At 64.1% G+C, this 24205-nt stretch carries 32 protein-coding genes; 13 read left to right on the forward strand and 19 right to left on the reverse strand.

Features of this window, described 5'->3' with window-relative positions:
* The first annotated feature begins 795 nt into the window (after window positions 1–795).
* Both ACVWW6_RS31275 and ACVWW6_RS31280 read left to right on the forward strand, forming a co-directional pair.
* Window positions 796–1029, forward strand: coding sequence for a DUF3551 domain-containing protein (locus ACVWW6_RS31275; protein WP_074077712.1), 234 nt, complete (start codon window positions 796–798; stop codon window positions 1027–1029).
* Window positions 1030–1153: 124 nt separating this feature from the next.
* A complete protein-coding gene (locus ACVWW6_RS31280) occupies window positions 1154–1681 on the forward strand; it encodes a hypothetical protein (RefSeq protein ID WP_039184394.1) in 528 nt (175 codons plus the stop codon).
* A 201-nt stretch (window positions 1682–1882) separates the two neighbouring features.
* Here the strand turns inward: ACVWW6_RS31280 and ACVWW6_RS31285 are convergent, their stop codons facing one another.
* The 4 genes from ACVWW6_RS31285 to ACVWW6_RS31300 all read right to left on the reverse strand — a co-directional run bounded on the left by ACVWW6_RS31285 (window position 1883) and on the right by ACVWW6_RS31300 (window position 4941).
* Window positions 1883–3232, reverse strand: coding sequence for an IS701 family transposase (locus tag ACVWW6_RS31285; RefSeq protein WP_456680778.1), 1350 nt, complete (start codon window positions 3230–3232; stop codon window positions 1883–1885).
* 61 nt (window positions 3233–3293) lie between these two features.
* Window positions 3294–3998: a hypothetical protein gene (locus tag ACVWW6_RS31290; protein ID WP_028171147.1), complete on the reverse strand. Its 705-nt coding sequence runs from the start codon at window positions 3996–3998 to the stop codon at window positions 3294–3296.
* A gap of 265 nt (window positions 3999–4263) precedes the next feature.
* Window positions 4264–4413: a hypothetical protein gene (locus ACVWW6_RS31295; RefSeq protein ID WP_007609497.1), complete on the reverse strand. Its 150-nt coding sequence runs from the start codon at window positions 4411–4413 to the stop codon at window positions 4264–4266.
* A 57-nt stretch (window positions 4414–4470) separates the two neighbouring features.
* Window positions 4471–4941 (reverse strand): hypothetical protein, encoded by a 471-nt coding sequence (locus ACVWW6_RS31300; RefSeq protein WP_271612829.1) that lies wholly within the window; start codon window positions 4939–4941, stop codon window positions 4471–4473.
* A gap of 114 nt (window positions 4942–5055) precedes the next feature.
* Between ACVWW6_RS31300 and ACVWW6_RS31305 the strand changes: the two genes are divergently transcribed.
* A complete protein-coding gene (locus ACVWW6_RS31305) occupies window positions 5056–5514 on the forward strand; it encodes a hypothetical protein (RefSeq protein ID WP_304553053.1) in 459 nt (152 codons plus the stop codon).
* A gap of 97 nt (window positions 5515–5611) precedes the next feature.
* Here the strand turns inward: ACVWW6_RS31305 and ACVWW6_RS31310 are convergent, their stop codons facing one another.
* The 4 genes from ACVWW6_RS31310 to ACVWW6_RS31325 all read right to left on the reverse strand — a co-directional run bounded on the left by ACVWW6_RS31310 (window position 5612) and on the right by ACVWW6_RS31325 (window position 9103).
* Window positions 5612–6433, reverse strand: a complete 822-nt coding sequence (locus ACVWW6_RS31310) for a tetratricopeptide repeat protein (RefSeq protein WP_161535132.1) — start codon at window positions 6431–6433, stop codon at window positions 5612–5614.
* Between the two features lie 32 nt (window positions 6434–6465).
* Complete coding sequence (locus ACVWW6_RS31315; protein ID WP_456681992.1) at window positions 6466–7152, reverse strand: substrate-binding domain-containing protein; 687 nt, start codon at window positions 7150–7152, stop codon at window positions 6466–6468.
* 18 nt (window positions 7153–7170) lie between these two features.
* Entirely contained in the window at window positions 7171–7872 is a 702-nt protein-coding gene (locus ACVWW6_RS31320) for a GrlR family regulatory protein (protein ID WP_456681993.1), read from the reverse strand.
* 196 nt (window positions 7873–8068) lie between these two features.
* Window positions 8069–9103, reverse strand: coding sequence for a glutamine synthetase beta-grasp domain-containing protein (locus ACVWW6_RS31325; protein WP_011086942.1), 1035 nt, complete (start codon window positions 9101–9103; stop codon window positions 8069–8071).
* Window positions 9104–9376: 273 nt separating this feature from the next.
* Between ACVWW6_RS31325 and ACVWW6_RS31330 the strand changes: the two genes are divergently transcribed.
* Window positions 9377–9664 carry a hypothetical protein gene (locus ACVWW6_RS31330; protein WP_162185834.1) on the forward strand — a complete coding sequence of 96 codons (288 nt, stop codon included), beginning with the start codon at window positions 9377–9379 and terminating at the stop codon, window positions 9662–9664.
* Window positions 9642–9845, forward strand: a complete 204-nt coding sequence (locus ACVWW6_RS31335) for a DUF2735 domain-containing protein (protein ID WP_011086940.1) — start codon at window positions 9642–9644, stop codon at window positions 9843–9845. Before ACVWW6_RS31330 ends, ACVWW6_RS31335 begins: the two co-directional genes overlap by 23 nt.
* Before the next feature lie 110 nt (window positions 9846–9955).
* On the opposite strand, the gene ACVWW6_RS31340 is transcribed toward ACVWW6_RS31335, so the two are convergent.
* Window positions 9956–10282 (reverse strand): MliC family protein, encoded by a 327-nt coding sequence (locus ACVWW6_RS31340; RefSeq protein ID WP_456681994.1) that lies wholly within the window; start codon window positions 10280–10282, stop codon window positions 9956–9958.
* A 48-nt stretch (window positions 10283–10330) separates the two neighbouring features.
* Here ACVWW6_RS31340 and ACVWW6_RS31345 point away from each other — a divergent pair, with 48 nt between their 5' ends.
* The 4 genes from ACVWW6_RS31345 to ACVWW6_RS31360 all read left to right on the forward strand — a co-directional run bounded on the left by ACVWW6_RS31345 (window position 10331) and on the right by ACVWW6_RS31360 (window position 12974).
* Window positions 10331–11074 carry a tyrosine-protein phosphatase gene (locus ACVWW6_RS31345; RefSeq protein ID WP_011086938.1) on the forward strand — a complete coding sequence of 248 codons (744 nt, stop codon included), beginning with the start codon at window positions 10331–10333 and terminating at the stop codon, window positions 11072–11074.
* 23 nt (window positions 11075–11097) lie between these two features.
* Complete coding sequence (locus ACVWW6_RS31350; RefSeq protein ID WP_271612824.1) at window positions 11098–11778, forward strand: SDR family oxidoreductase; 681 nt, start codon at window positions 11098–11100, stop codon at window positions 11776–11778.
* Window positions 11779–11878: 100 nt separating this feature from the next.
* On the forward strand, window positions 11879–12565 hold the full coding sequence (locus ACVWW6_RS31355) for a DUF2161 domain-containing phosphodiesterase (RefSeq protein ID WP_456681995.1): 687 nt from the start codon (window positions 11879–11881) through the stop codon (window positions 12563–12565).
* Between the two features lie 103 nt (window positions 12566–12668).
* Window positions 12669–12974 (forward strand): hypothetical protein, encoded by a 306-nt coding sequence (locus tag ACVWW6_RS31360; RefSeq protein ID WP_028171140.1) that lies wholly within the window; start codon window positions 12669–12671, stop codon window positions 12972–12974.
* 60 nt (window positions 12975–13034) lie between these two features.
* On the opposite strand, the gene ACVWW6_RS31365 is transcribed toward ACVWW6_RS31360, so the two are convergent.
* The gene (locus ACVWW6_RS31365; RefSeq protein WP_011086935.1) at window positions 13035–13640 is read right to left on the reverse strand and encodes a GNAT family N-acetyltransferase; all 606 of its coding nucleotides are present in this window, start codon (window positions 13638–13640) and stop codon (window positions 13035–13037) included.
* A 150-nt stretch (window positions 13641–13790) separates the two neighbouring features.
* Complete coding sequence (locus ACVWW6_RS31370; protein ID WP_038966793.1) at window positions 13791–14192, reverse strand: PaaI family thioesterase; 402 nt, start codon at window positions 14190–14192, stop codon at window positions 13791–13793.
* A 119-nt stretch (window positions 14193–14311) separates the two neighbouring features.
* Here ACVWW6_RS31370 and ACVWW6_RS31375 point away from each other — a divergent pair, with 119 nt between their 5' ends.
* Window positions 14312–15100 carry a cobalamin-binding protein gene (locus ACVWW6_RS31375; RefSeq protein ID WP_456681996.1) on the forward strand — a complete coding sequence of 263 codons (789 nt, stop codon included), beginning with the start codon at window positions 14312–14314 and terminating at the stop codon, window positions 15098–15100.
* Window positions 15101–15214: 114 nt separating this feature from the next.
* On the opposite strand, the gene kynU is transcribed toward ACVWW6_RS31375, so the two are convergent.
* The 5 genes from kynU to ACVWW6_RS31400 form a co-directional block, all read right to left on the reverse strand.
* Window positions 15215–16429, reverse strand: coding sequence for a kynureninase (gene kynU, locus ACVWW6_RS31380; RefSeq protein ID WP_011086932.1), 1215 nt, complete (start codon window positions 16427–16429; stop codon window positions 15215–15217).
* 2 nt (window positions 16430–16431) lie between these two features.
* Entirely contained in the window at window positions 16432–17271 is an 840-nt protein-coding gene (gene kynA, locus ACVWW6_RS31385) for a tryptophan 2,3-dioxygenase (protein WP_011086931.1), read from the reverse strand.
* A 34-nt stretch (window positions 17272–17305) separates the two neighbouring features.
* Window positions 17306–18115, reverse strand: coding sequence for an alpha/beta hydrolase (locus tag ACVWW6_RS31390; RefSeq protein ID WP_271556804.1), 810 nt, complete (start codon window positions 18113–18115; stop codon window positions 17306–17308).
* A gap of 230 nt (window positions 18116–18345) precedes the next feature.
* Complete coding sequence (locus ACVWW6_RS31395; RefSeq protein WP_456681997.1) at window positions 18346–19623, reverse strand: ArgE/DapE family deacylase; 1278 nt, start codon at window positions 19621–19623, stop codon at window positions 18346–18348.
* A 53-nt stretch (window positions 19624–19676) separates the two neighbouring features.
* A complete protein-coding gene (locus ACVWW6_RS31400) occupies window positions 19677–20402 on the reverse strand; it encodes a pyridoxamine 5'-phosphate oxidase family protein (RefSeq protein ID WP_028171134.1) in 726 nt (241 codons plus the stop codon).
* Between the two features lie 75 nt (window positions 20403–20477).
* Between ACVWW6_RS31400 and pdxR the strand changes: the two genes are divergently transcribed.
* The gene (pdxR, locus tag ACVWW6_RS31405; protein ID WP_456681998.1) at window positions 20478–21947 is read left to right on the forward strand and encodes a MocR-like pyridoxine biosynthesis transcription factor PdxR; all 1470 of its coding nucleotides are present in this window, start codon (window positions 20478–20480) and stop codon (window positions 21945–21947) included.
* 67 nt (window positions 21948–22014) lie between these two features.
* On the forward strand, window positions 22015–22260 hold the full coding sequence (locus ACVWW6_RS31410; protein ID WP_011086926.1) for a DUF6719 family protein: 246 nt from the start codon (window positions 22015–22017) through the stop codon (window positions 22258–22260).
* Window positions 22261–22272: 12 nt separating this feature from the next.
* Here ACVWW6_RS31410 and ACVWW6_RS31415 read toward each other — a convergent pair whose 3' ends face one another.
* Window positions 22273–22635 (reverse strand): hypothetical protein, encoded by a 363-nt coding sequence (locus ACVWW6_RS31415; protein WP_038966792.1) that lies wholly within the window; start codon window positions 22633–22635, stop codon window positions 22273–22275.
* Between the two features lie 34 nt (window positions 22636–22669).
* Window positions 22670–22834, reverse strand: a complete 165-nt coding sequence (locus ACVWW6_RS31420) for a hypothetical protein (protein WP_166466013.1) — start codon at window positions 22832–22834, stop codon at window positions 22670–22672.
* Window positions 22835–23248: 414 nt separating this feature from the next.
* On the opposite strand from ACVWW6_RS31420, the gene ACVWW6_RS31425 reads away from it, so the two are divergent.
* The gene (locus ACVWW6_RS31425) at window positions 23249–23458 is read left to right on the forward strand and encodes a hypothetical protein (RefSeq protein WP_028171130.1); all 210 of its coding nucleotides are present in this window, start codon (window positions 23249–23251) and stop codon (window positions 23456–23458) included.
* Between the two features lie 12 nt (window positions 23459–23470).
* On the opposite strand, the gene ACVWW6_RS31430 is transcribed toward ACVWW6_RS31425, so the two are convergent.
* Window positions 23471–24019, reverse strand: a complete 549-nt coding sequence (locus ACVWW6_RS31430) for a CreA family protein (RefSeq protein WP_456681999.1) — start codon at window positions 24017–24019, stop codon at window positions 23471–23473.
* Window positions 24020–24205: the final 186 nt, after the last annotated feature.

Below are 24205 nucleotides of genomic sequence, written 5' to 3' on the forward strand. Positions count from 1 at the left end.
CGAAATCCATGGCAAAGCGAGACTTGCAACTTTCGTGAAGCCAAGCCAAACAGAACCGCGCCCGGAGGCCGGTCATTCATCTTCGATCACGAGAACAGAAAGGTCCCAATCAGCAGGCCCGCAGCGAAAGCGAAAAGCCCCAATGTGCAGCATGAAACGATACGGACGAGGATGCGAACTTGCTCCTCGTACTCCTCTTCTGCGGTCTTGTGGGACTGAGCCGTCACTGCAACTGCCCTGCCATCGCCCAGATTTGGCAAATATACGCTCGAAATCATGGTCAGCGCGAGGCATTTTAGTCCCGCCGCGATGCCCTGTTCGTGATCTGGCAGGCATCCCTTACGGGAAGGATCATTGAAGCCTCTCTTGAGGCTACTCTCGGCTCAGCGAGTTGGCGGGCAAATTGAGCACAATTGAATGTCCGCCGGTTGATGTCCGGCTTTGCCCAAATGCGGAGCGGGCTGCTTTCATTCCCCTGCGACGCAGATGTCGAGTGCAAGCGCCGACGAGGTGATCAAATAGCAGATCTCCGCAGCTAGCGCCGAAATTGTTCGCTTATCGGGGTAGAGAGAAAGCAACTGGCCGACCTTCCAAACGGCGCTTTTGACCCCAACCGGCCCTCCGGCATGAAAACTCCGCACCGACGCAGGATCTCGGGAAATTCACTGCGAACTCTAAGGGTTTGATCGGATGATCATCCGGAACGCTGAAGCTACAGTCGACCTTGGTCCCGGTGCCTTTCCAACCCAGTGGAGCACAGGTGAGCACTCACCCAACGAGTACAGGAGGACTCCGATGTGCCGTATTCTGTTTGCTGCGGTCTCCACCATTTTGATCTTGGTCACAGTCGGATCACTCTCGCCCGCGGTCGCAGATCGCTACTGCCTACAAGGCCGCCGCTGGGGCCATCCCGGCAACTGCCAGTTCTCGACTCTCCAGCAGTGCAGGACGGCTGCCTCCGGCACACATGCGTCCTGCGGGGTCAATCCGCGCCATGCATTCGGACGCTCGCGGCAGGGCAGACAGTAGTTGAGCGCCGCGGGCGCACCGGGCCGATAATTGTTGGTGGATGCGGCTTGATTATTGAGAAAATCGTCGACCTGGATGAGTCCCGTTCTGCCTGAATTTCAAGGAATCGAATGGAGGGATGAGAATGTCGGTCCCCTGCAAGTTCGAACGCAGCCTCCTCAGCCACGAAGAATATGAGACGATCCGCCTCACGCACCATCCTGCCATCTATGACGTCGAAATCGCTGAGCTTGAGGCCATGCGACCCCGCTTGCGCAAGATGCGCAATAAGGAGCGAACGCTCGGCCGACAAAGGCAGCGACAGGGGCGCGGAAAAGCCGAGGCTCGCGGAGCCAGCTTTCCAGGAACCGCCGAGCATGCATCAGAACGCAAGCAAGTCTTCGCCGCGGCGCTGAAGCGGTTGAACAACGAGCTTCGGCGTCTTCACAACCTGGCAGCTCGGACCGCGCATGTCGAAGCGGCTCGAAAGGCTCTCGCGCTGCATCGAGCGGCGAACTTCACGATTTATCCCCCAGCCGGAGCCACCGCGAACGAAGGCATGGTGCCGAAGGCAAGCACACGCCGAAGAAAGACCATTGCAGGCGCAAAGATCGGACGAGTGTCGCAGGCGACGAAAGTCGCGCAGGCGGTACGCGACGCGCGAGGCGGATGAGCCTGAGTTGACCCATAACGAACTTGATGCGCAACGCATGCCCTTGTGATCGACGAAGGGCGTGATGTCGCCTGTTGGCCCACGGCCGACATCCAGACGTATCGGATTCAACGTCGCCTTCCAACAGCAAAGCGGACGCGACGAATTTATGAGGACACGCCCTAGCACTACTTTGGCAGAATGTGTTTTCGCCGCTGTTTTTCAAGGATTTGCTTTCGGCAATATGGGCACTGCTGGGGCGGCGGCCGAAGGATGAGATCGACGATGGCGTGACGTACGGCGGGCATGGTTGGTTGAGGCGGAGGCCCGTTGATTCTTTTTTTTCCGCCCCGCGTTTGCGAGGCGACGATGTTGCAGGAAGGCGTAGGCAATCATTGTCATAAGGGCGTGGCGATGAAGACCTTGCCATGATCGCCCTTCGAAGTGATCAAGTCCAAGTTCCTCCTTCAACTGTTGATGCGCCTGCTCACAAATCCACCGTGCCTTGATGGTGGCGGCCAGCGTGCGCAGATCCGTCATCGCCGGAAGATTGGCGAGATAGTATTTCTTCTCTCCCGAGGCGCGTTGCTCGCCAATGAGCCAGGCTTCGTCGCCTGGGAGATGCTGCTGACCTTTATCCCATATCCGCTGCGGAGGGCCGTCGGCGGTCCGGACACGGAGAGCAGCAAATCGGGCTTTGAGCCGACCTTTCGTCCCGCTACGCCAACTCACGGTTTTCCATTTGGCGCTGGCCAGCATTTGTTCTGCCGCAATCGATAAGATATCGGGCACGTGGTGCTTTCGTGGTTTCCCGCGGACTTTGGTAATCGGCCAAATGAGCTTCACATCGACCGGATACACTTTCAGGTGCCGAGGGATGCCGACAGCCCAGGCCAGCCCGCGCTCTGTTAGCCCTTGTCGAAACGGTGCGCTGAGGCCGTATCCTGCATCCGCCAGCACACATCCAAAGCGCACGTTGGCTGCCATCGCGCGGTCAATCTCGGCCAAAGCAATCTCCGGCTTGGACCGTGGCGTTCGGTGTTCGACTGGCACGCGAGCGCGCTTCAAACGAGACATGTCGCTTGTCCAACTGTCAGGCAAAAAGAGACGTAACGCGACCATCACTGGCACTTCGCCGCGCGCAAGCGTTAAAGACACCAGCGTTTGGCAATTTGCCGTTTTACCGAGAGCCGACGCGTATTGAGCCGCAACACCGACCGAGCGCTCACCCTTCTTCGGCAGTGAGGTGTCATCAATAACCAGCACCGCATCGCTGCCGCCGACAAGTCGGTCCGCCTGGTTGAGCAGCTCTGTCTCCAGCGGCGTCGCGTCCCAGACACCGTCCGCAATGAAATGGTGCAACTGGTCGTAGTTGCTCGTGGCAAGGCGTTCCGCCATCGGCTGAACGCTCTTGCGATCGCCAGGACCGATCAATCCCGCAACATATAGAGGACACATCCGCTGTCGGGTCTTATGACCCAGCCGGTCCAAGAACGGCATCAGCCAGCGTTCGAGTTCGTCTTCCCATCCCGGCATGGTCAGCCCTCCAAGAGCCGACCACCCATGAATCATTGAAAAATTGATTCGGGAATCCAATAAATCGAGGTGAAATCAACAATCTGCCAAAGTAGTGCTAGGCCCGCCGCATCAGCTTGAGCGAGGCCGCAAGGCGCAGGCTGCGCTTGCCGGCGAGCGCGATGCCTTCGAGCTCGCCGCTATCCGCCGTGCAAGTCCCGGAGAAGCCAATCCCGACCTCATAGCCGCCGAACACCGGATTTTCGCCTTTCGCCGGCGTGTGCTCCTGGTTGAGCATCTCACCCTTCCAGCGGCCGTCGGCCGATGAATAGGAGCCGAGATAGTAGAAGAACGCATCGCCGCCGAGGATGCGGCCGTCGATCAGCAGCATCACGCCGGAGAGTCCGGCATCGACACCGTCAAGCGCGCGCAGGCTCATCCCATAGAGCCCGTTGACGATGCCGCCAGGGCCGACCGCGCCGCTCGGAGGCACCGCCTCGTCGTCGAGCCGGGTGAGATTGGCCCAGAATTTTGCGCCCGGCATGGTGTCCGCGCCGCCCTCCAGACGGATCTGGTTGCCGTGCAGCCTCCCCCGTGCCCCGATCGAGGCGACGTCGGCGCCCATCAGCGGCTTGTAGTTCGGATCCAGATTATGCCGCTCGGTGATGACCTCGGCGATGATCTCGCCATCGCGCTCGACATAGGTGCCAAGATGCGCGAAGCCCGAATTGCCGCCCAGCATCTTGCCGTCGTGCAGGCACATGATGCTGCGGCCGAACGCATCGTTGACGCCGTATTCAACCTTGTAGAGTCCGTCCAGCAACGCAATCAACTCGCAAAATCGGAAAAGAATCGAGGCTACCTAGCACTGCCGCCGCGCCAAGGCCATCCGGCTTTTGCGCGCAGGGCCGCTCGCCGGACCCCTCGCTGCATGATGCCATCATGCCCCTGTTTTGCCCGACGGGTCAACCGAGATTCGCCAAATCCGCAATCCGTGATTTCGTTGCGATTTCAGTGCCCCGGCTACTGTGCATGGGGTTGTTCTTCGACTTTTTTGTTCTGCGTGGTCCCGGCCGCCTCGCCCCGCGCTAGTGACGCTTGAAATATTGCACCTCGCGCTCGTGCTTCTCGGCCGCCGCGCGGCTCTTGAAGGTGCCGAGGTTGCGGCGCTTGCCGGTCTTCGGATTCACCTTGCGTGAGTAAAGGCGATACTCGCCGGATGCCAGTTTGCGGATCATGATCACGCCTCCTGTCGGGTTTTCGGATTCAACCCGCTGCGCGCGAAATCCGTTCCGTCACGGCTTGGATGGCGGCGCAAACTGCTGATTGGCGAATGGCGCCTGGTCGGAAGGAACCTTCATGACGACGAAGTTGCGCTTCATCGACCGGTGGCAGGTGTTGCAGCCCTCGGTCAAATCGCCAAAGGCCTTTGCGAATTTGCGGCCGTCCTTCGCCGTGAGCGCGTCGGACATCGATTGCAGCGATGGCTCCAAGGTCGTGACATTACCGACGGGAATGCCTGAATAGAATACGGCGGCCTCGACCAGGCTGGCCTTGAGCTGGCGCAGCTCATAGGCCGCGAGCTCCCAGTTCTGGGCCTTGCCGGCCAGCCAGAGTTTCTGGTGACGCGTCTGCGCGGCGCCCATGATGTCGCCGAGGCGCGGCACATACTGGTCCGAGGATGGCGATTTGAGGTCCTGCGCCGTTGCCACGGCGGTTAGCGCGCCCAAGCCGGCCAGCGCCAGCATCCAACCCCGAAGCCTCATCGCAGGTCTCCATTTCCCGTCAGAAGCAAGTGTACGCCGGCGCGGTGCCCGGGAGCCTTGCGCTCGATCAAGGGCGGCGTCGAACCCGTCGTCGCACGCGCACGACAAAGGGGCATGAACCGGACCGAACCATCCGCCGAAGAACAGATCGAGGCCTTCATCGCCAGCGCGGCGAAGCAACCGCTGCTCGATGCCGCGTTCGAACTCTGGCGCTGGCGCTACCGACTGGATTCGATCGAGGGGCGCCCAACCGCCGAACAGGTCCGCATCAATCGCACCCTCACGCCGCAGCAGATGGCCAAGAAATATCGCTACGACCGCGACCATGCCCATGAGGGGCCGATGTTCGGCTATGTGAAGCGCGCCCATCCGCGCGCCGATGACGCCGCGATCAGGCGGGCCATCATCACCGCCGTCAAATTCGAGGGCGCGACTGAAGCGCATTTCAAATGGGACGGTGATTTCTGGGACTGCGTCGTACGCGCCGTGGCGCAGGCCGCCGCGGAATATCCCGATTTTCTCGAGACGACCTATCGCGACGCCCGCAACAATCTCGCCTACTACTACAAGTGAGCTGAAGCGGCACAGCGAGAGCCTCCAACTCTCCCCGACGGGGAGAAGTGGACGAGCTTCTCGGCCACCACCGAGTTCAATCAAACTTGCTGTTTGATCAGAAGCACAGCGTGGTGACGAGCTTGCCCTGCTTGTCCTTGATCGCGTAGGGGCAGCGCAGCCGCTCCAGCGCAGCCTTGGCGTCCTCGTCGCCGAGCGCGGCAGCACGCTCGTAATAGGCTTTTGCGGCATCCTTGTCCTTCGGCCCGCCGCGGCCTTCCTGCGCGAAGGCGCCCATCCGCTCCAGCGCACCGGGATGGTTTTGCGCGGCCGCCTTCTCGAACAGCGCGCGCGCCGCGACGTCGTCCTTCGCACCGCCCGTGCCTTCGGAGAGCATCAGGCCGAGCTGATACTGCGCCTCCGCGTTGGTCTCGGCGGCCTTGCCCAGCAGTGCGCGAGCCTGCGCGGGATCGGCCGGCGCGGCGCCACCGGCGCCGCCGAGCGCGGCAAGATTGCTGACGCCGCGGGGATTGCCGGCCTGCGCCGCCTTCTCGAACAGCTTTCGCGCCTGCGCCTCATCTTTCGCGACTCCTGATCCTGTGCCGTAGAGCACACCGAGCTCGACCATGGCCGCGCTCGATCCCTTGTCGGCCGCCTTGCGCCAGGCGGCGATCGCCTCCGCCATCTGACGGCCGGCGGCATAGGCGCGGCCGAGCTCGAACATCGCGCGCCGCGAGGATGGCGCGGCCTGCCTGCAGAATTTGATGGCGGTCGCGACGTCGGAGGCAGCGACCTCCGCCACGCCCTTCACGTCGGCCGGCTTGTCGGGATCGCTGGGATCGGCCGCAACCCGGTCGCAAAGGACGAGGTCGGCCGATTGCGCATGCGCCGCGAGGGGCGCGGCAAGCGCAAGGAGAATGGCAAGAAGATAGGTCCGCATGAGCACCACGTTGCGTCTCCGCCCCGGCAAATTCAAGGCTCGAGTCCGGATTGACGGAGAACGGACACGACCTCCGGTGAAGCAAGGTAGCGCAGCAGCAGGTACGCGGCGTCGGCCTGTTTCGCGTTCGCCATGCGGCCGGCGGAGAACACGGCCGGTGCCTGCAAATCGTGCGGGACCGGGCCGACGATTTCGATGCCGTTGACCTGTTTCAGCTCGCTGATCTGCTGCACGGCGAGGTCCGCCTCGCCGTTGACGAGCCGCTCGGCGGTAAAGCCCTGTTCGACGATGGTGGCCTTGGCGTTGATCTCGGCCGCGATCCCCATCCGGACGATCAGCTGGGCGAAGTAGACGCCGCTGGCGCCCAGCCGCGAATAGGCGACGGACCGCGCCGCAAGCAGCGTCTTGCGCAGCGCAGCTTCGGTGGCAATGTCGGGATGCGCCTGCCCTGCCCGCACGGCAATGCCGACGAAGGAGCGCGCGAGATCGGCCGCGCCCTCCGCGACGACGCGGCCCTCGCCGATCATCTCGTCGAGCCCCTCGCGCGTGAGGATGACGAGATCGGCGGCCTCGCCGTCGCGCAGCCGCTTGAGCAGCGCCAGGGTCGGCGCGAAGTCGGAATCGACGTGGATGCCGCTAGCGGTCTCGAAGGCGGTGGACAGGCTGCGCATCGCGCCCATCAGGCCGAGCGTCGAAAGCATGCGGATGGTCTTTTCCATGTGTCTTCCCGGATGAGATCAGGCGCGGTGCATCAGCTTGAGCGCTGCGGTCAGGCGCAGGCTGCGCTTGCCGGCAAGCGCGGTTGCCTCCAGCACCGCCTGCTCCGCGTCGTAGCTGCCGGAGAAGCCGATGCCGACCTCGTGGCCGCCGAAGATCGGATCGTCCTTGGCCGGCGTGTGCTCCTGATTGAGGATCTGGCCCTTCCAGCGGCCGTTCGCGGCGGTGTAGCTGCCGAGATAGTAGAACGCGGCATCGCCGCCGAGAATGCGGCCGTGGTTGAGCAGCATCACGCCGGTGAGGCCGCCGTCGACGCCGTCGAGCATGCGCAGGTGGATCGAATAGAGGCCATCGGCGATGCCGCCCTCGCCGACGCCGCCGGCGATCGGCACCTCGTCCTCCGTGATCGGCGTCATCACCGACTGGAACGGCACGCCCGGCAGCTCCTTCAGCTCGCCCTTGAAGCGATAGAGATCGCCGTCGGCCCGGCCTTTCGCCAGCAGGGTCGCGTCATCGGTGCCGGCCATGGCGCGGTAGTTCGGATCGGGGTTGTGGCGGACGGTCTTGATGACGATGTCGACGCCGTCATCGGTCTTCTCGTAGGTGCCGATATGGGCGAAGGCCGAATTGCCGCCGAGCATCTTGCCATTACCGGCATGCATCACGCTCCGGCCAACGGCGTCGCCGAGCTGAAACCGCACCTTGTAGAAACCCTCAAACACCAGCCGTCCCCGGCCCTGCGCACATCCGGGCACAGTCTATCCCGCTTTCGATGGCGATGGACAAAATTCGCGCCATCACCGCCGGCAGACCACAGGAACGGCCGTCAACAAAACGCAAAAAATCCGCCGGAGCCTTTCAGCTCCGGCGGATTGAATGCCAACCCGGGCCAGCCCCCTCGCCCGGGCCGGGAGGATCTTAGGCGACCGCCTTCTTCTCGGTCGGCACGGACGAGATCGTCTTCAGGATCTGCGAAGCGATCTGGTATGGGTCGCCCTGCGAATTCGGGCGACGGTCTTCCAGATAGCCCTTGTAGCCGTTGTTGACGAAGGAGTGCGGCACGCGGATCGAAGCGCCGCGGTCGGCAACGCCGTAGCTGAACTTGTTCCACGGCGCGGTCTCGTGCTTGCCGGTCAGACGCTTGTCGTTGTCCGGGCCGTAGACGGCGATGTGGTCCATCAGGTTCTTGTCGAAGGCAGCCATCAGCGCCTCGAAGTACTCCTTGCCGCCGACCGTGCGCATGTACTCGGTCGAGAAGTTGGCGTGCATGCCGGAGCCGTTCCAGTCGGTGTCGCCGAGCGGCTTGCAGTGGAACTCGATGTCGATGCCGTACTTCTCGGTCAGGCGCAGCATCAGGTAGCGGGCCATCCACATTTCGTCAGCGGCCTTCTTGGAGCCCTTGCCGAAGATCTGGAATTCCCACTGGCCCTTCGCGACTTCCGCGTTGATGCCTTCATGGTTGATGCCGGCCGCGAGGCAGAGGTCGAGATGCTCTTCGACGATCTTGCGGGCGACGTCGCCGACGTTCGAGAAGCCGACGCCGGTGTAGTACGGGCCCTGCGGCGCCGGATAACCGGAGGTCGGGAAGCCGAGCGGACGGCCGTCCTTGTAGAAGAAGTATTCCTGCTCGAAGCCGAACCAGGCGCCGGCGTCGTCGAGAATGGTGGCGCGCTTGTTGGAGGCGTGCGGGGTCTTGCCATCGGGCATCATGACTTCGCACATCACGAGCACGCCGTTGGTGCGCGCGGCGTCCGGGAAGACGGCGACCGGCTTCAGCACGCAATCAGAGCTGTGGCCTTCGGCCTGCTGGGTGGAGGAGCCATCGAAGCCCCAGAGCGGAAGCTGCTCGAGCGTCGGGAACGACGCGAATTCCTTGATCTGAGTTTTGCCGCGCAAGTTCGGAGTCGGCGTATATCCGTCGAGCCAGATGTACTCGAGCTTATACTTGGTCATTGAGCCTCTCTGTAGATGATGCGAAAGGTTGGGGGCCCGGGGGCCCCCCACGTTTGTACCCGGCCACCATCGGCCGACCGTTTACAAGCATTTTGCGTGCCAAAAGGCCGCATTGCGGGAGGTTTTCCACCGCGGCCGCCCCCTCCCCGCGAGCGGCCGGTCGTCCCCGGCGGCGTGCGTCATAGCGGCGCACCTTTGCGTGAAGCTGCACTGCAAAAATCCCGCGGAAAACGCCTGATTCTGGAGCAGGCCGGGCGGTGCCGGAGGTTGCCGATGAAACGCGCATCAACGTCCGGCAATTTTCGCAAAGTCTTCGCCCCATCGCCGGCAACCTTCGCAATGGCCCAAGCGTTAGTCACCAAGCTGGTGCCTTGGAGGATGCAGAATGCACGCTGCCTAGAAAATAAGCTGAAACTGATTTCCTTTTCAGCACTTTGCATTTCGGGGCGCGCGGCCGATATGGGGATTCCAGTAACCACAATCGAACGAGTCGGGCGCACCATGGAGGCCAAGCGCTTCGACCCGAGGAGATACCGCAATGATGAACAATGGTCTGAGTGAGGGATCTGCAAAGATCTATCAATTCCCCGCCGGGGGCCGCGCGGCTCTCGGAGGTCGCCGCTACGGTGAGGCCCGCCTTCCTGCCGACCGTCTCTCGCTTCCTGTGAACGAGACGATCTGCAGCGGAAGCTGGTACCATCAGGAGGCCGTCGACGAAGCCAAGCCGAAATGGGATCGCTAATGCCTGCGTTTGGTTCAATCCCGCGACGCTCCCTGGAGCGACCGGCAGCAGTTTGAAGAGGGTCGAAACAATGAGGTTTCGACCCTTTTTGATTCTTGATGGCAGCGCGGCTAGAGCCCGGGCTTTTCGACCATTGCGCAGGCCGTGACCGGCCGCTTCAGATGCTTGACGGTGGTCGCTCCCGTCTTGCCTATCCTCAGCGTGACCCCCGCCCCCGAATAGCGTGCGCCCGAGACCGTCAGCCGCTTGGCGAGCGTGACGGGTTCGCCGTCGATCTGGAGGAAGGCGCGCTTGTCCGCGTCATAAAACCCGACGATGAACTGCGTACTATCGGCGCAGCGGTAGGTCTGGAACGTCTGTGCACCGGCCGGCCGCATGCCAAAGATTCCGCTCGCCAGCGTGGTGATCGCCAAGACAATGGCCTTGTGCCGGTTCATGATCGCCCCCTGTAATGATCCGCCGGCAACATAACAAAAGCATATCCGATGTCAGAGCCCCCTGCCCGCCACCTCGCCTTGCAAGGCGCCAGCAATTTCCGCGATCTTGGTGGCTATCCGACCATCGATGGCCGCACCACGCGCTGGCGGCACATCTTCCGCTCCAACCATCTCGGTCAGCTCACCGCCGATGACATCGAAATCGTCCGCGCGCTCGGCGTCAGGAGCGCGTTCGACTTTCGCGGGCTGGAGGAGCGCGCGGCCGGTGTCTGCGTCGTGAACGAGATCACCGTGCACTCGCTGCCGATCGAACCGACGGTTGTTGCCGCGCTGCGCGCCGAGCTCGCCCGGGGCACATTGACCGCGCCGGTCGCGCTGGAGCTGATGCGCGAGTCCTATCGCAACTATGTCCGCTACAACACGCACAGCTTTCGCGCGCTGTTCGGCCATCTGCTGGAAGACCGCGCCCCGCTCGTGATCCACTGCACCGCTGGCAAGGACCGCACCGGCTTTGCCAGCGCGCTGATCCTGCATGCGCTCGGCGTTTCCGACGACGTCATTGCCGAGGACTACCTCCTGACCAACCGGCATTACAGGCGCGATGCGTCAAACGCCTCCGATCTTCCCGCCGACGTGCTCGACGCGATCGGCTCCGTCGAGGCCTCGTACCTTGCGGCGGCTTTCGAAGCCGTCGGCAGCGACTATGGCGACCTCGAAACCTACTTGCGCGACGGGCTCAAGGTCGGCACAGCAGAGCGGACCGCACTGAAGGCGCGCTATCTGCAATCGTAGGCGGCCGCGCCGGGAGAACGACAATGCAAGGCAAGGTTCTGATCGTCACCGGCGCGCTCGGCGCTCTCGGTAAAGTGGTTGCGGAGATCGCGCAGTCTCGCGGCGCACGGATCGCCGGCATCGATTACGCGCCCTCGCAAGTACCAGCGACGCCCGAGCGCATCGAGATCGGCGGCGTCGATCTGTCCGACGCGGCGCAGGCGAAGACCGCGGTTGATGCGGCCGCGAAGCACTTTGGCCGGCTCGATGCGCTGATCAACATCGCCGGCGGCTTTGCCTTCGAGACCGTCGGCGACGGCGACACCAAGACGTGGCAGCGCATGTATGCACTCAACGTGCTGACCGCGCTCAACGCCTCGCGCGCGGCGTTGCCGCATCTCGCCGCATCCAGCGCCGGACGCATCATCAACATCGGCGCCATGGGCGCGCTCCAGGCCGGCAATGGCATGGGTCCCTACGCGGCATCGAAAGCCGGCGTGCATCGCCTCACCGAGGCGCTGGCCAGCGAGTGGAAGGGCAAGGTGACGGTGAACGCGGTGCTGCCGTCGATCATCGACACCAGGGCCAACCGCGCCGACATGCCGAAGGCGGACTTCACCAAATGGGTGACGCCGCAGGAGCTTGCCGAGGTCATCCTGTTCCTCGCCAGCGACGCCGCGAGCGGCGTCACCGGCGCGCTGATCCCGGTGGGCGGGCGGGTGTAGTCGAAGTCCGATCCGGTCGTCTGATGAGTGCCGGCTCTGATTCAATCCGAGCCCTGAACGCTCTAGACTGTCCACAATTGATTCTCCGATCGGAACACCTGTGGAAACCGCGCTCTACGTGCCCGTCAAACGCTTCCTCGAAGAGCTCGGCTTCACGGTCAAGGGCGAGATCGGCGGCTGCGATCTGGTCGGCCTCAGCGCCGGCGACCCGCCGGTGGTGGTGATCGGCGAGCTCAAGCTCGCCTTCAATCTCGAGCTGATCCTCCAGGCGGTCGACCGCGCGCCGGCCGGCGACGAGGTCTGGATTGCGGCAAAGATGTCGGTGCGCGGCAAGGGCCGCGAGAGCGACTCGCGCTATCGCAATCTCTGCCGCCGCCTCGGCTTCGGTATGCTGGGGGTCACCGACCGCGGCCAGGTCGAGGTGCTGGTGAAGCCGCCGACCGCGGCGCCGCGACGCGAGCCGAAGAAGCGCTCGCGCCTCGTTGCCGAGCATCAGCGCCGCCAGGGCGATCCGGCGCTCGGCGGCAGCACCCGCGCGCCGATCATGACCGCCTATCGGCAGCAGGCACTGGCCTGCGCCGCGGCGCTCGCCGACGGCCCACGGCGCGTGGGCGAGCTGCGCGAGCGCTGTCCGGATGCCGGCAAGATCTTGCTTAACAATGTGTATGGCTGGTTCGAACGCACCGAGCGGGGAATCTACGGGCTGACCGCCGCCGGACACTCCGCGCTGAAGCGCTGGCCGCAGCAACGGATCGAGATCGACGCCGGTGCTCCGTCACCGTCCTGACACGGGATCGATGCAAGCCGTGAATAGCTGAGCTGCCACACCAAATTCATATTGCAATGCAACATAGGCGGCACTAGGTATCCCGGATCGAAACGAGGCCCCCATGAGCGCAGACTGGAATACCAAGTACGGCACGCGGCGCGTGCGTCACGATCCGCCCACCCTGGACGAGGCGATCTTCGCCGCCGTCGGCATCACCGACGACCAGGAGCAGCAGGCCGAGATCGCCGCAGCTCTGATGGGGATGCCGCTCGATGTCGTCCAGGCCGAGGTGAAGAAGCAGGCCCGCACCAACAGCCGCATCACCGCCACGCGCGTGATCGCCGGCGAACAGGGCGCACAGCGCTCGGTGGTGGTCGAGCGCCGCGTCGTCCGCCGCTTCGGCACCGGTACACGCACCGGCACCTGAGCGCCCCATCCACGCTCCCCAATACAAGAGCGGACCGGTTTTGCCGGTCCGCTTTTTGATTCAGGCGGCGCGATTGCCGTACATGCTGGAGATGATCTTCCAGCAGGTCGAGTTGAAGCTGAGAAGCGCGCGCCCGGCCGTGAACGGCGCGGCCGCGAGGTCGGCCAGCTCGGCTTCCGGCGTCTTGGCGAGATCGATCGTGCCGGTCGATTCGCCATGGTGGAAGGCGAGATGGGCGCCGAACTTCCTGGCGAGCGCCCGCATCGCGTGATTCTCCGCGCCGGTGGTGATGCGCAGGCGCTTGTAGCCTCTCCAGCGCGCTTCCGCGATCAGGCGGCGGAACAGCACGGTGCCGACGCCCTGGCGGCGTGCGGAGGCCTCCACGCTGAAGGCGACTTCGGGCAGCGAATCGTGCTCCGGCGGATGCAGCTCGGCCGCACCGCGGACCACGCCGTCGACGATATAGGCGACGATCACGGTGCCGTCTTCGGCACAGCGGGCGGCGTAACGCTCGATGAAGCTGTCGTCGAGAAAACCGTTGAAACGATCATGCCGGCTTTCGGCATCGAGCCTCAGCAGATGGTCGCGCAGCAGCGGCAATTCTTCCTGCTGGATCAGGGTCCGCACATAGCCTGGGGCGGTGCGGAGCGTCTCTTCAAGTACCACGTCAAAACTCCTCTTGGTGTCCCTCGAGGAGGCGTTCGAATCCCTAGGCTCCCTATGTTGTGCATCGCACCATAATTTTCAAGACTGGAACCTGCCCAAGTTAAGGGCATCGGGAGCGACTATTTCGTTAACAAAATCAAAGGCCCGTGGTTATACGAGGACCAGCTGCGTCTGGGTCACCACCGCGACCAGCTTGCCGTCCTCGGTTTCCAAACGGGTGGTCCAGACCTGGGTCCGCCGGCCCCGGTGGACGGGGGTGGCGGTGGCGATGAGCGTGGTTCCCTCCTTGGCGCCCCCGATGAAATTGGTCTTGCTCTCCAGCGTGGTCGTCCCCTTGGCGTCCTCGGGCAGGTTGATGACGGTCGCCGCCGCGCCGACGGAATCGGCCAGCGCCATCACCGCACCGCCGTGGATGGTGTGGTGGAGGGTGCAGAGATCGGGGCGGACGGTCATCCGCGCCACCACGCGGTCCTTCTCGGCCTCGACGAATTCGACGCCCTTGAGCTCGGCGAACGGCATCTTCATCGCTTTAAGTTTCTCGAGCGGCGTCATCGGATTTCCTCCCAATTCGTTGTTGTCCCAGCGTGAATTGCTTCGCGCGGCAAAGCAATGACGTCCGAGGTCATGGCCATGCTGACATCGGCGCCCGCATTTGTGCATATGCTGCTCCCATGCGTCACTTCCCTCCCAGCCGCATCGTCTGCCTGACCGAAGAGACGGTCGAAACGCTCTATCTGCTCGGCGAGCAGGACCGCATCGTCGGCGTCTCCGGCTACGCCGTGCGCCCGCCGCAAGTGCGGCGCGAGAAGCCGCGGGTGTCGGCCTTCGTGTCGGCGGACATCCCGAAGGTTCTGGCGCTGGAACCGGATCTCGTGCTCGCCTTCTCCGATCTCCAGGCCGGCATCGTCGCCGATCTCGTGCGCGCCGGGCTCGACGTCCACGTCTTCAACCAGCGCGACGTTGCGGGAATACTGGCGATGATCCGGACGCTGGGCGCGCTGGTCGGCGCCGCCAAGCGCGCCCAGGAACTCGCCCAGGGATTCGAGCTGCGTCTCGCCGCGATCGTCGCAACGCCCCGTCCCTCGCCGCAGCCAAAGGTCTATTTCGAGGAGTGGGACGACCCGTTGATATCAGGCATCGGCTGGGTGTCCGAGCTGATCGAGATCGCCGGCGGCGCGGATGTATTTCCGGAGCTACGGCATCGGCAGGCGGCCAAGGATCGGATCGTCTCGGCGTACGACGTGCGTCAGGCCGCCCCCGACGTGATCCTCGCATCATGGTGCGGCAAGAAGGTTGTGCCTGCCCGCATCCGCGCGCGCGAGGGGTGGGATGAAATTCCGGCCGTGCGGGACAACCGCATCGTCGAGATTAAGTCACCGATCATTCTCCAGCCGGGGCCGGCCGCGCTCACCGACGGGCTCGATGCGATCGTGCAGGCGCTGTGGGGCGAGCGCTCCTGATCTCTCCTGCGTCATTGCGAGCGAAGCGAAGCAATCCAGAGCGTCTCTGCGGAAGGATCCTGGATTGCTTCGTCGCAAGGGCTCCTCGCGATGACGGATGGGCGGGCACCGTCCTCACGTCACCGCGTTCACGACCTGATATTCCGGCCGGCGCCATACCTCGCCTGCGATCACCTCCTCGATGATCTCAGCCGCCCTCATCACTTCGCTCTCGCCGATATACAGCGGCGTGATGCCGAAGCGCATGATGTCGGGAGCGCGGAAATCGCCGATGACGCCGCGGGCGATCAGGGCCTGCATGGCGGCGTAGCCGCCATCGAAGGCGAAGGAAACTTGCGAGCCGCGGCGCTCATGCGCGCGCGGGGTCACCAGCTCTAGGGACGGACAGCGGCGCCCGACTTCCGCGATCAGGAGATCGCCGAGTGCCAGCGAGCGCGCGCGGACCTCGGCGATATCGACGCGGTCCCATATGTCGAGCGAAGCCTCCAGCGCCGCCATCGCCAGCACCGGCGGGGTGCCGACGCGCATGCGCTCGATGCCGCCGGCGGCGACATAGGCGAGTTCAAACGCGAACGGCTTCGCGTGGCCCATCCAGCCCGACAGCGCGGCGCGCGCACTGTCGGCGTGGCGCGGCGCGACGTAAAGGAAGGCTGGCGCGCCGGGGCCGGCGTTGATGTATTTGTAGGTGCACCCCGCGGCGAAATCGGCACCTGACCCTGCAAGATCGACCGGCAGTGCGCCGGCCGAATGGGCGAGATCCCAGACCGTGACGATGCCGAGCGCATGGGCTTTCGCCGTCAGCTTCGCCATGTCGTGCCGGCGGCCGGTGCGGTAATCGACCTCGGTGACGTAGAGGACCGCGATCTCCTCCGACAACGCAGCCTCGATCTCCTCCGGCGCGACCAGTCGCAATTGATGCCCGCGCCCGAGCGTCGCGATCAGGCCTTCGGCCATGTAAAGGTCGGTCGGGAAATTGCCGGTGTCGGACAGGACGACCTTGCGCGATGCGCTCATGTCGAGCGCGGCCGCAAGCGCCTGGTAGACCTTCAGCGACAGCGTGTCGCCGACCATCACGGAGCCGGCTTCCGCGCCGATCAGCCGGGCGATGCGATCGCCGACATGGCGCGGCTGGGCATACCAGCCCGCGGTGTTCCAGGCTCGGATCAGCTCGTCGCCCCACTCGGTGGTGATGACGCGGCTGACGCGCTCGGCAACGCCCAGCGGCAGCGCGCCGAGTGAATTGCCGTCGAGATAGATCACGCCGTCAGGCAGATGGAACATCGCCCTGGTGTCGTCATAGACGCGAAGCTTCGACTTGGTCATGGACATCTCTAGAGGATGGTGCGGACGCGCCAAAGTTCGGGGAACAGCTCGACCTCCAGCATGCGCTTGAGATAGCTGACGCCGCCGGTGCCGCCGGTGCCGCGCTTGAAGCCGATGACCCGCTCGACCGTCGTCACGTGGTTGAAGCGCCAGCGCCGGAAATAGTCCTCGAAGTCGACCAGCTTCTCGGCGAGCTCGTACAGCATCCAGTGCGTCTCCGGCGCTTCATAGACGACACGCCAGGCCTGCAGCACGCCCTCGTTGAAGCTGTGGGTCTCGCGGACGTCGCGCGACAGTACCGCGGCCGGCATCGTGAGTCCGTTGCGGTCGGCCAGCCGCAGCACCTCGTCATAGAGGCTCGGCGTCGCGAGCTCGGCCTCGAGTAGCTTCGTCACCTCGGCATCGTGCGCGTGCGGCTTCAGCATGGCGTGGTTGCGGTTGCCAAGCAGATATTCGATCAGCCGGTACTGCCGCGACTGGAAGCCCGAGGACTGGCCGAGCTGCGAGCGGAAGCGCGTGTATTCGCTCGGCGTCATCGTGCGCAGCACGTCCCAGGCGTTATTGAGCTGCTCGAAGATGCGCGACATCCGCGCCAGCATCTTCATCGCGGGCTGCACCTCGTCCCTGGCGATGGCACGGCGCGCGGCGCTGAGCTCGTGAATGGCGAGCCGCATCCACAGCTCCGTGGTCTGATGCTGGATGATGAACAGCATCTCGTCATGCGCTTCCGACAGCGGATGCTGCGCGCCGAGGATCGCATCCAGCGCCAGATAGTCGCCATAGGACATGCGCCGGGAGAAGTCGGTCTCGGCGCCTTCGCTTGCAGGATCGTAATCGCTGGACGTCATGGCTGGCCCTCCCGATCGATCATTCCGGCCCGGCTCAGTCGAGGCCGATCAGGCGCGCGGTGATCTGCGACGACGGATCCTTGAGCCCGTCGATCACGGTGAAATGGTTCAGCGCCGGCTCGACGACGAGGCGCGTCGGCACGTCGAAGCCGGTCCAGACATTGGCCAGTAGATCGGACTGGCGGATGAATTCGGGCCGCTCGCCGCCGCCGACCCAGGCGGTCACAGGCGAATGCCCGCGCGGCAGATGCAGCGCCGCGCTTTCGAGCGTCGCCTCCTCCATGGTCATGCGCAGCGTCTCGTTCATCTTGGTCTTGAGCAGCGGACGCAAGTCGTGCAGCCCGCTGATCGAGAGCGTGCCGGCAATGCGGTTGTAGACGGCGGGCTCCAGCCGGCTGTCATCGCACAGCATGCGCGTGACGAGATGGCCGCCGGCCGAGTGGCCGGCAAGGCGGATGGGACCTGCGACAAACGAGGCCGCTGTCGCAATCGCGGCGGTGATCTCAGCGGTGATGTCGGAGACGCGCGCAGCCGGCGTCAGCGTATAGCTCGGCAGCGCCACGGTCCAGCCCTGGTGCCGCGCGCCTTCGGCAAGATCGGTCCACGCCGACTTGTCGAAGCGCATCCAGTAGCCGCCATGGACGAAGACGACGAGGCCCTTGCTGTCGCCGTCGGGCAGGACCAGGTCGAAGCGCTGGCGTTCACCGGCGCCATAGGCGATGTCGGCGCGAAACTCCTTCAGCCCGGCGCGGTAGGCCGCCGCCCGCTCCGCCCACTGCGCCGGCATCTTGTCTGAGCCCGGGATATGGGCCGAATTGGCGTAAGCGTCGTCCCAATCGCGCATCGTTACTCCCTCGGCGGACTCAAGGCGGCCGCCAGTCTGCCACCGGGAACGGCCGCATCCTAGTCTTTATTTTAAGCTTAAAGTATCTGGATGAGGGCACCGCTAGCCTCTCCACTCGTCATTCCGGAGCGATGCAAAGCATCGAACCCGGAATCTCGAGATTCCGGGTTCGCCCTTTAGGCGCCCCGGAATGACCAAACGTTTTGTTCGCAATGACGTCGGAGAGTGACCTACGCCTTCTCCACCCCGCACCACTCCGCGATGAACAGCGCCATGGCCTTGGTCGTCTTCTTCAGCGACTCCAGATCAACGTATTCGTTGAAGCCGTGCATCTCGCCGCCGCTGGCGCCGAAGCAGAGGCTCGGGATACCGTGATTGAGGCCGTAGAAGCGGGTGTCGGTGAGCGCGGTGAAGACGAGGTCCTCGACTGCGCCGCCATAGACCTTGTTGAAGGCCTTGCCGAATGCCGCCTCGGGCGCTACCGCGTCGGTCAGCTCATAGCCTTCCGACAAAAAGCCCGACCATTCGACCTCCGGCGGGTTGTTGGCGAGGAAGCGGTGGTTGCGCGAGGCAGCAGTGACGCAGGCCATGATCTCCTTCTGGTGATCGGCCACCGACCAGCCCGGCAGGATCGCGATGCGGCAATCGACGTCGCACCAGGCCGGGACGCTGGAGGCCCAGTCGCCGCCCTTGATGATGCCGGGGTTGAAGTTAATGGGATGGTTGATCGTCCCAAAATGGCGATCGTCCTTGGCCCGCTCGTTCCATTCGATCTCGAGCTTTTGCAGCGCATGGACCAGATGATAGGCCGCCATGATCGCATTGGAGCCGGAGCCGGCGAACGCGACATGGGTCGGATGGCCCTTCACCCGCAGACGAAACCAGATCACGCCGACCTGCGAGCGCACCATCTTGCCGCCGGTCGGCTCCGGAATGAAGCAGGCGTCCGCGCGATAGCCGCGCTGGAGCGTCGAGAGCGCGCCGACACCGGTGCTCTCCTCCTCGATGACGGACTGGAAGTGGATCCGCCCCGTCGGCTTGAGGCCGGCGGCCTTGATGGCATCGAGTGCATAGAGCGCGCCGATCGTGCCCGACTTCATGTCGCAGGCGCCGCGGCCGAACATCTTGCCGTCCTTGATGACGGGTGAGAATGGCGGCGTGTCCCACAATTCCAGCGGGCCTGCCGGCACCACGTCGCAGTGGCCCTGGAGGATCAGCGATTTGCCGCCGCCCGTTTGCGGACGGTAGGTGCCCACCACCGAGCGCGCCCTGGAAAAATCATGCTCGATCGGACCGAAGCCGCGCAGATCCTTCAAATCGTCGACGTCGATGTGCCAGTCATCGACCTCGTAGCCGCGCGCGCGCAGGAGGTCGCCGATCATGTCCTGGCACGGCCCCTCGGCCCCGCGGGTCGAGGGGATCGCAACGAAATCACGGGTGGTCGCAAGCTGGGCTTCGAAGCCGGCATCGACGGCGTCAACAATCCTCTGCTGCGTTTCGGCATTCATCAGGCAACTCCAGGCATTCGAATGGTCCCAAGGAGCGCGCAAGCTAGCCGATTTCAGCCGTTCGGGTACTCCACAAAATATGCATCCCGCAATGCATCTTCGAGCAGGCGGCCTTCCGAATAGCCATCGAGCGTCGCGGGGCGCGTCACACCCTCGAGCAGGCGCGGACACGGCTCCGGCGCGCCGAGCACGGTGCGCACGGGAATGCGCTCGGCGTAGATCGGCAACGCATAGTCCTCGTCGTCGTCCGCAACACCCTTGGCGCGGATTTTTGCCGAGGCCTCCTCGATCTCCATGGCGATGAAGGAGGTCGCCTTGATCTCCTGCGTGTTGCTCGCCCGCAGGCTCGCGGTGCGGTCCGGGAAAAATCGGTCGACCATGGCGATCACCGCCCGCTCCTTCTCCTCGGGGTCGGTGACGAGATAGGCGGTGCCGAACGCCATCACCGCGCGATAGTCGGCGGAGTGGTTGAAGCCACAGCGCGCCAGCACGAGGCTGTCGAGATGGGCGACGGTGAGACACACGCGCTCGCCCCTGGTCTGGTTGCGCAGCATGCGGCTGGCGCTCGAGCCGTGCCAATAGAGCTTCGTCCCCTCGCGCCAGAAGAAGGTCGGCGTGCAATAGGGCTGGCCGTCGATGACATAGGCGACATGACAGAGCATCGAGGAATCCAGGATGCGATGAACCGTGTCGTGATCGTAGAAGCCGCGGTCGTGACGGCGCTTCACCTGGTTGCGCGCTGAGGTCGGATAGGAATTTGAAGTCTCGGTCTGGCTCACAGCCGCTCCTGTCGTGAATGGAACAGTTCCAGGGCAGTTGTAGCGACCGATTTGGTCTGCGATAGTGCCAATTCCATGCAAAAAATCCCGACCAATTCGCCCTCGCCCGCCAAGGCCGAACTGCCGCTCGACCTCACCGGGGCGCACATCACCGCCGGCGCATCGGCGGCGCACAGGCTCTACCAGGCGCTGTGCGAGATGATCGTCTCCGGCCTCGTCAAGCCTGGCGAGCCGCTGCCGCCGTCGCGCACATTGGCCAAGCAAACGGGCTTCCGACGCAACGCCGTCGTCACCGCCTATGAACGCCTGATCGCCGACGGCTTTGCCGATGCCACCGTCGGCTCCGGCACCTTCGTCGCCGCGCGGATTCCAGCGCGTGCCGCCGAGCCTAAGAAGCCGAAGGTGATCGTCGAAGCACCGCAGCAAGGCGCGTTCTCGCTCGGCTGCACCCATATCGACGAACGCGCCGTGCAGCGCTTCCGCGCCTTTGTCGGCCGGCGCATGCGCGCGTTCGGGTCCGAGCATCTTCATTATGGCGATCCCCGCGGCAGCCGCGAGCTGCGTGCGGCGATCGCCGATCATCTATTGTCGGCGCGCGGCCTGCGCTGCGACCCCGATCAGATCATGCTGACGTCGGGCACGCTGCATGCCCTGCGCATCGTGCTGAGTGCGATCCTGAAGGCGGGCGACCAGGTCTGGTGCGAGGACCCAGGTTACCCCGCCGCGCGCAAGACCATCGCGCATTGCGGCTATCGCGCCGTGCCCGTCCCCGTCGACGAGCACGGGATGCGCATCGCCAAGGGCCGCACGGCGGCACCGTCCGCGCGCGCGGCCTATGTGACGCCGTCGCACCAGTTTCCGCTGGGCGTGCAGATGTCGATGCCGCGCCGGCTCGAACTGCTCGACTGGGCCAAGCAGGCCGGCGCCTTCGTGCTGGAGGACGATTACGACAGCGAGTTCCGCTATGACGGCGCGCCGCTGATGTCGCTTGCCGGCATCGATCATCTCCAGCGCGTGATCTACATGGGCACGTTCGCCAAGACGCTGTTTCCGGGCCTGCGCATTGGCTATTGCGCCCTGCCCGAGCGCCTCATCGCCGACGTGACGGCCGCGCGCACCGCGCTCGACCGCTTTCCCGGCACGCTGATGGAAGGCGCGGTGGCCGACATGCTCAACTCCGGCGCCTTTGCGGCGAACCTGAAGCGGGTGCGAAAGCTCTATCGCGAGGCTCGCGATGCGCTGGCCGAGACGCTGGAGACCAGATCCGACGGTATGCTGTCCGTGCCGGTCCCCTCGCAGGGCCTGCATCTTGTCGCAAGGTTCGATCCGTCGGTCGATCTGTCGGTCGCGGCCGAGGCGAAGCTGGCCGCCGGCGCCGAAGGCTGGCTGTTGGCCGACACCTATTCGCGCACACGCCCCCTGCCCGGCTTCGTGCTGGGATTTTCCGGGCATGCGGTTCCGAAGCTCGTGGCATCCGCGGAACGGCTCGCGCGGGAATCGCGTGCGGCGTTGCGCGTGAAGGGCAGATCGGCCCGGCGCGCGTGACGAAGCTTTGCTATCAGAATCGGCGACCGCTCCCTACATTGCGGCATCGATTCCGGGAGCCCTCATCATGTCACTCCGCCGCGCAGCCTGCCTCTCGCTCCTGATCGCCATCGCGCTTGCCTCGACGGCGCGCGCAGGCACCGTCGGGCGCGAGCAGGACATCGTGGATCTGAAACTTGGCCAGCGCGTGCTGGTGGACGACGGAACCTGCCCGGCCGGACAGGTCAAGGAGGTCCGCGGCGCGAAGATGACCGACAAGGGGATCGCGCAAACGAGTTCCTGCGTGCCGCGGCACGGGCCGAAATCGAAATGATAATCGGAGAGGCTACTTCGCCGGATCGAACATGCACTGCAAGGTGGGCTTGGCGATCTTGGTGAAGGTCGGGCCGATCTCGCCCTGCTTGGACGTCGGCACCCAATCGGTCTCGATCGTCGGAACGCCGGTCTCGCTGATGCCGCGCAGCAGCGCCTCGCGCAGATCGCGGTCCTCGACGACCGCGGCGGCATGGTCATGCAGACAGCCGCAGACTTCCTCCGGATGCTCCCAGCGCCCGAGCATGCGCGGCGCGCACTGCCGCACGAACTCGGTGCGGGGATCAGGCAATCTGGAGGGAGAGCGCACTTGCGCCTGGACGGAACTGATCGTCAGAAGGGAAATGAGCGCTGCGGCGCAAATGCGAAGATTCATGATGGCCTTTAACGGCTGATTTTCTTGTTGGCGATCAGAAGCGCGCGGCGACCACGATCGGCTGCGGCGCCGGGGTAATGACCGGCGAGCCGCTGTACTGGAAGGTGCCGATACCCGGCAGACTGCCATCTGGCGCGCCTGCGAACGAGGAACCGGCGAGGACAAAACCGAAAGCAAGGATGAAGCTGAGCGCGCGCATGGTCTTGTCCCTCAATTCCGTCGCCGGCGGTGCACCGCCGTCGTTGTGAAGCTGATAACCATGGGTGGTTTCGCGCGTGATGCGCCAAAGGCGGAAAATGGTTTCATCTCCGTGAGAATTGTTTCGTCCGGTCCGATGCGACGAAACAATTCTCGGAAAATGCCAATCATTTCAGTCAGGTTGCGCCGCAACTCAACGTAACCCGGCAAGTCCTTGTTCCAGCACGAACATGCGCCGGGGGCGCGCTGTCACGCGCGCGCCTTGCACGCTTCATACGCATTTTACGTTTTTCTGCTGAAGAGAAACCAAACGAAGGTTGGGCCCTGTCGAACCGGGGGCGCTTCGGCTGCGACCCAAGCCATCGAAACCGAGACGCCCGGATCACCGGGCGCGATCACGTGAGGGATGGCCATCATGATGGCGGGAAAACGCGCAACGACGCGCGAGGCGGAGCAGCGGACGGACCGCGGAGATCAACGACCTGTTCGCGGCCCCGTCACTTCGACGAGCGAAATGGCGCTGCAATCGAGCCGCGGCTTTGAGGCCGCGCCGCAGATGTTCGTGCGGCTGACCGGCTCGCACCTCGCAAAACCGCGCGTCAGCCGTGCTGTCGTCACCGAGTGAACGCAAACGGCGTCACTGAGTGAAGAATTCGCCGCACTTCTGGACGTTGGCGTCCGCCGGTCCCCACGGCATGATCGGCACGGTCGAGGTCGAGTTCTTCGGCGAGCCCTCGATCAGCTTGTCCGAATAGACCATGTAGACCAGCACGTTGCGCTTGGCGTCGCAGCCACGCACGATCTGCATCTTCTTGAAGAACAGCGAGCGTCGCCTGCGGAACATGTCGTCGCCTTGTTCCATCTTGTCCTTGAACTTGATGGGCCCGACCTGGCGGCAGGCGAGCGAGATGTCCGAGACCTCCTCGGCAAGGCCGAGCCAGCCCTTGAAACCACCCTTCTCCGGCACGGTGAAATGACAGGCGACACCTTCCACCTCGGGATCATCGAGGCCGTAGGTCGCGAGCTTGTCATTCGGGCTGACCCATTTGAAGACGGTCGAGCGGCGGAAGATCAGATCCGGCTCGTCGGCAGCTTGGGCGGAAGCCACCGGCACGACCAGAACCAGGAGGAATAAAGCAAGGCCTTTCAAGCGGATGCCGGAAAGACCGGGGAAACGAGATGACATGAAGTTCTCCGGTAACAAGTACCCGCAATGTAGGGATGAGACAGCCAGACAGGAAGGCGACTGGCCGCGAGGGGCGGCCGCCGTTTACCGCTCCGTGAGGCTTTTTTGCTACGTCTTGGACAAATGTAGCTGATGGCAGAACTGCCTTGCTGGTGAACGCGTATCCCCTCTACGAGACTAATGTCT

Source organism: Bradyrhizobium sp. USDA 3311 (genome assembly GCF_054062495.1).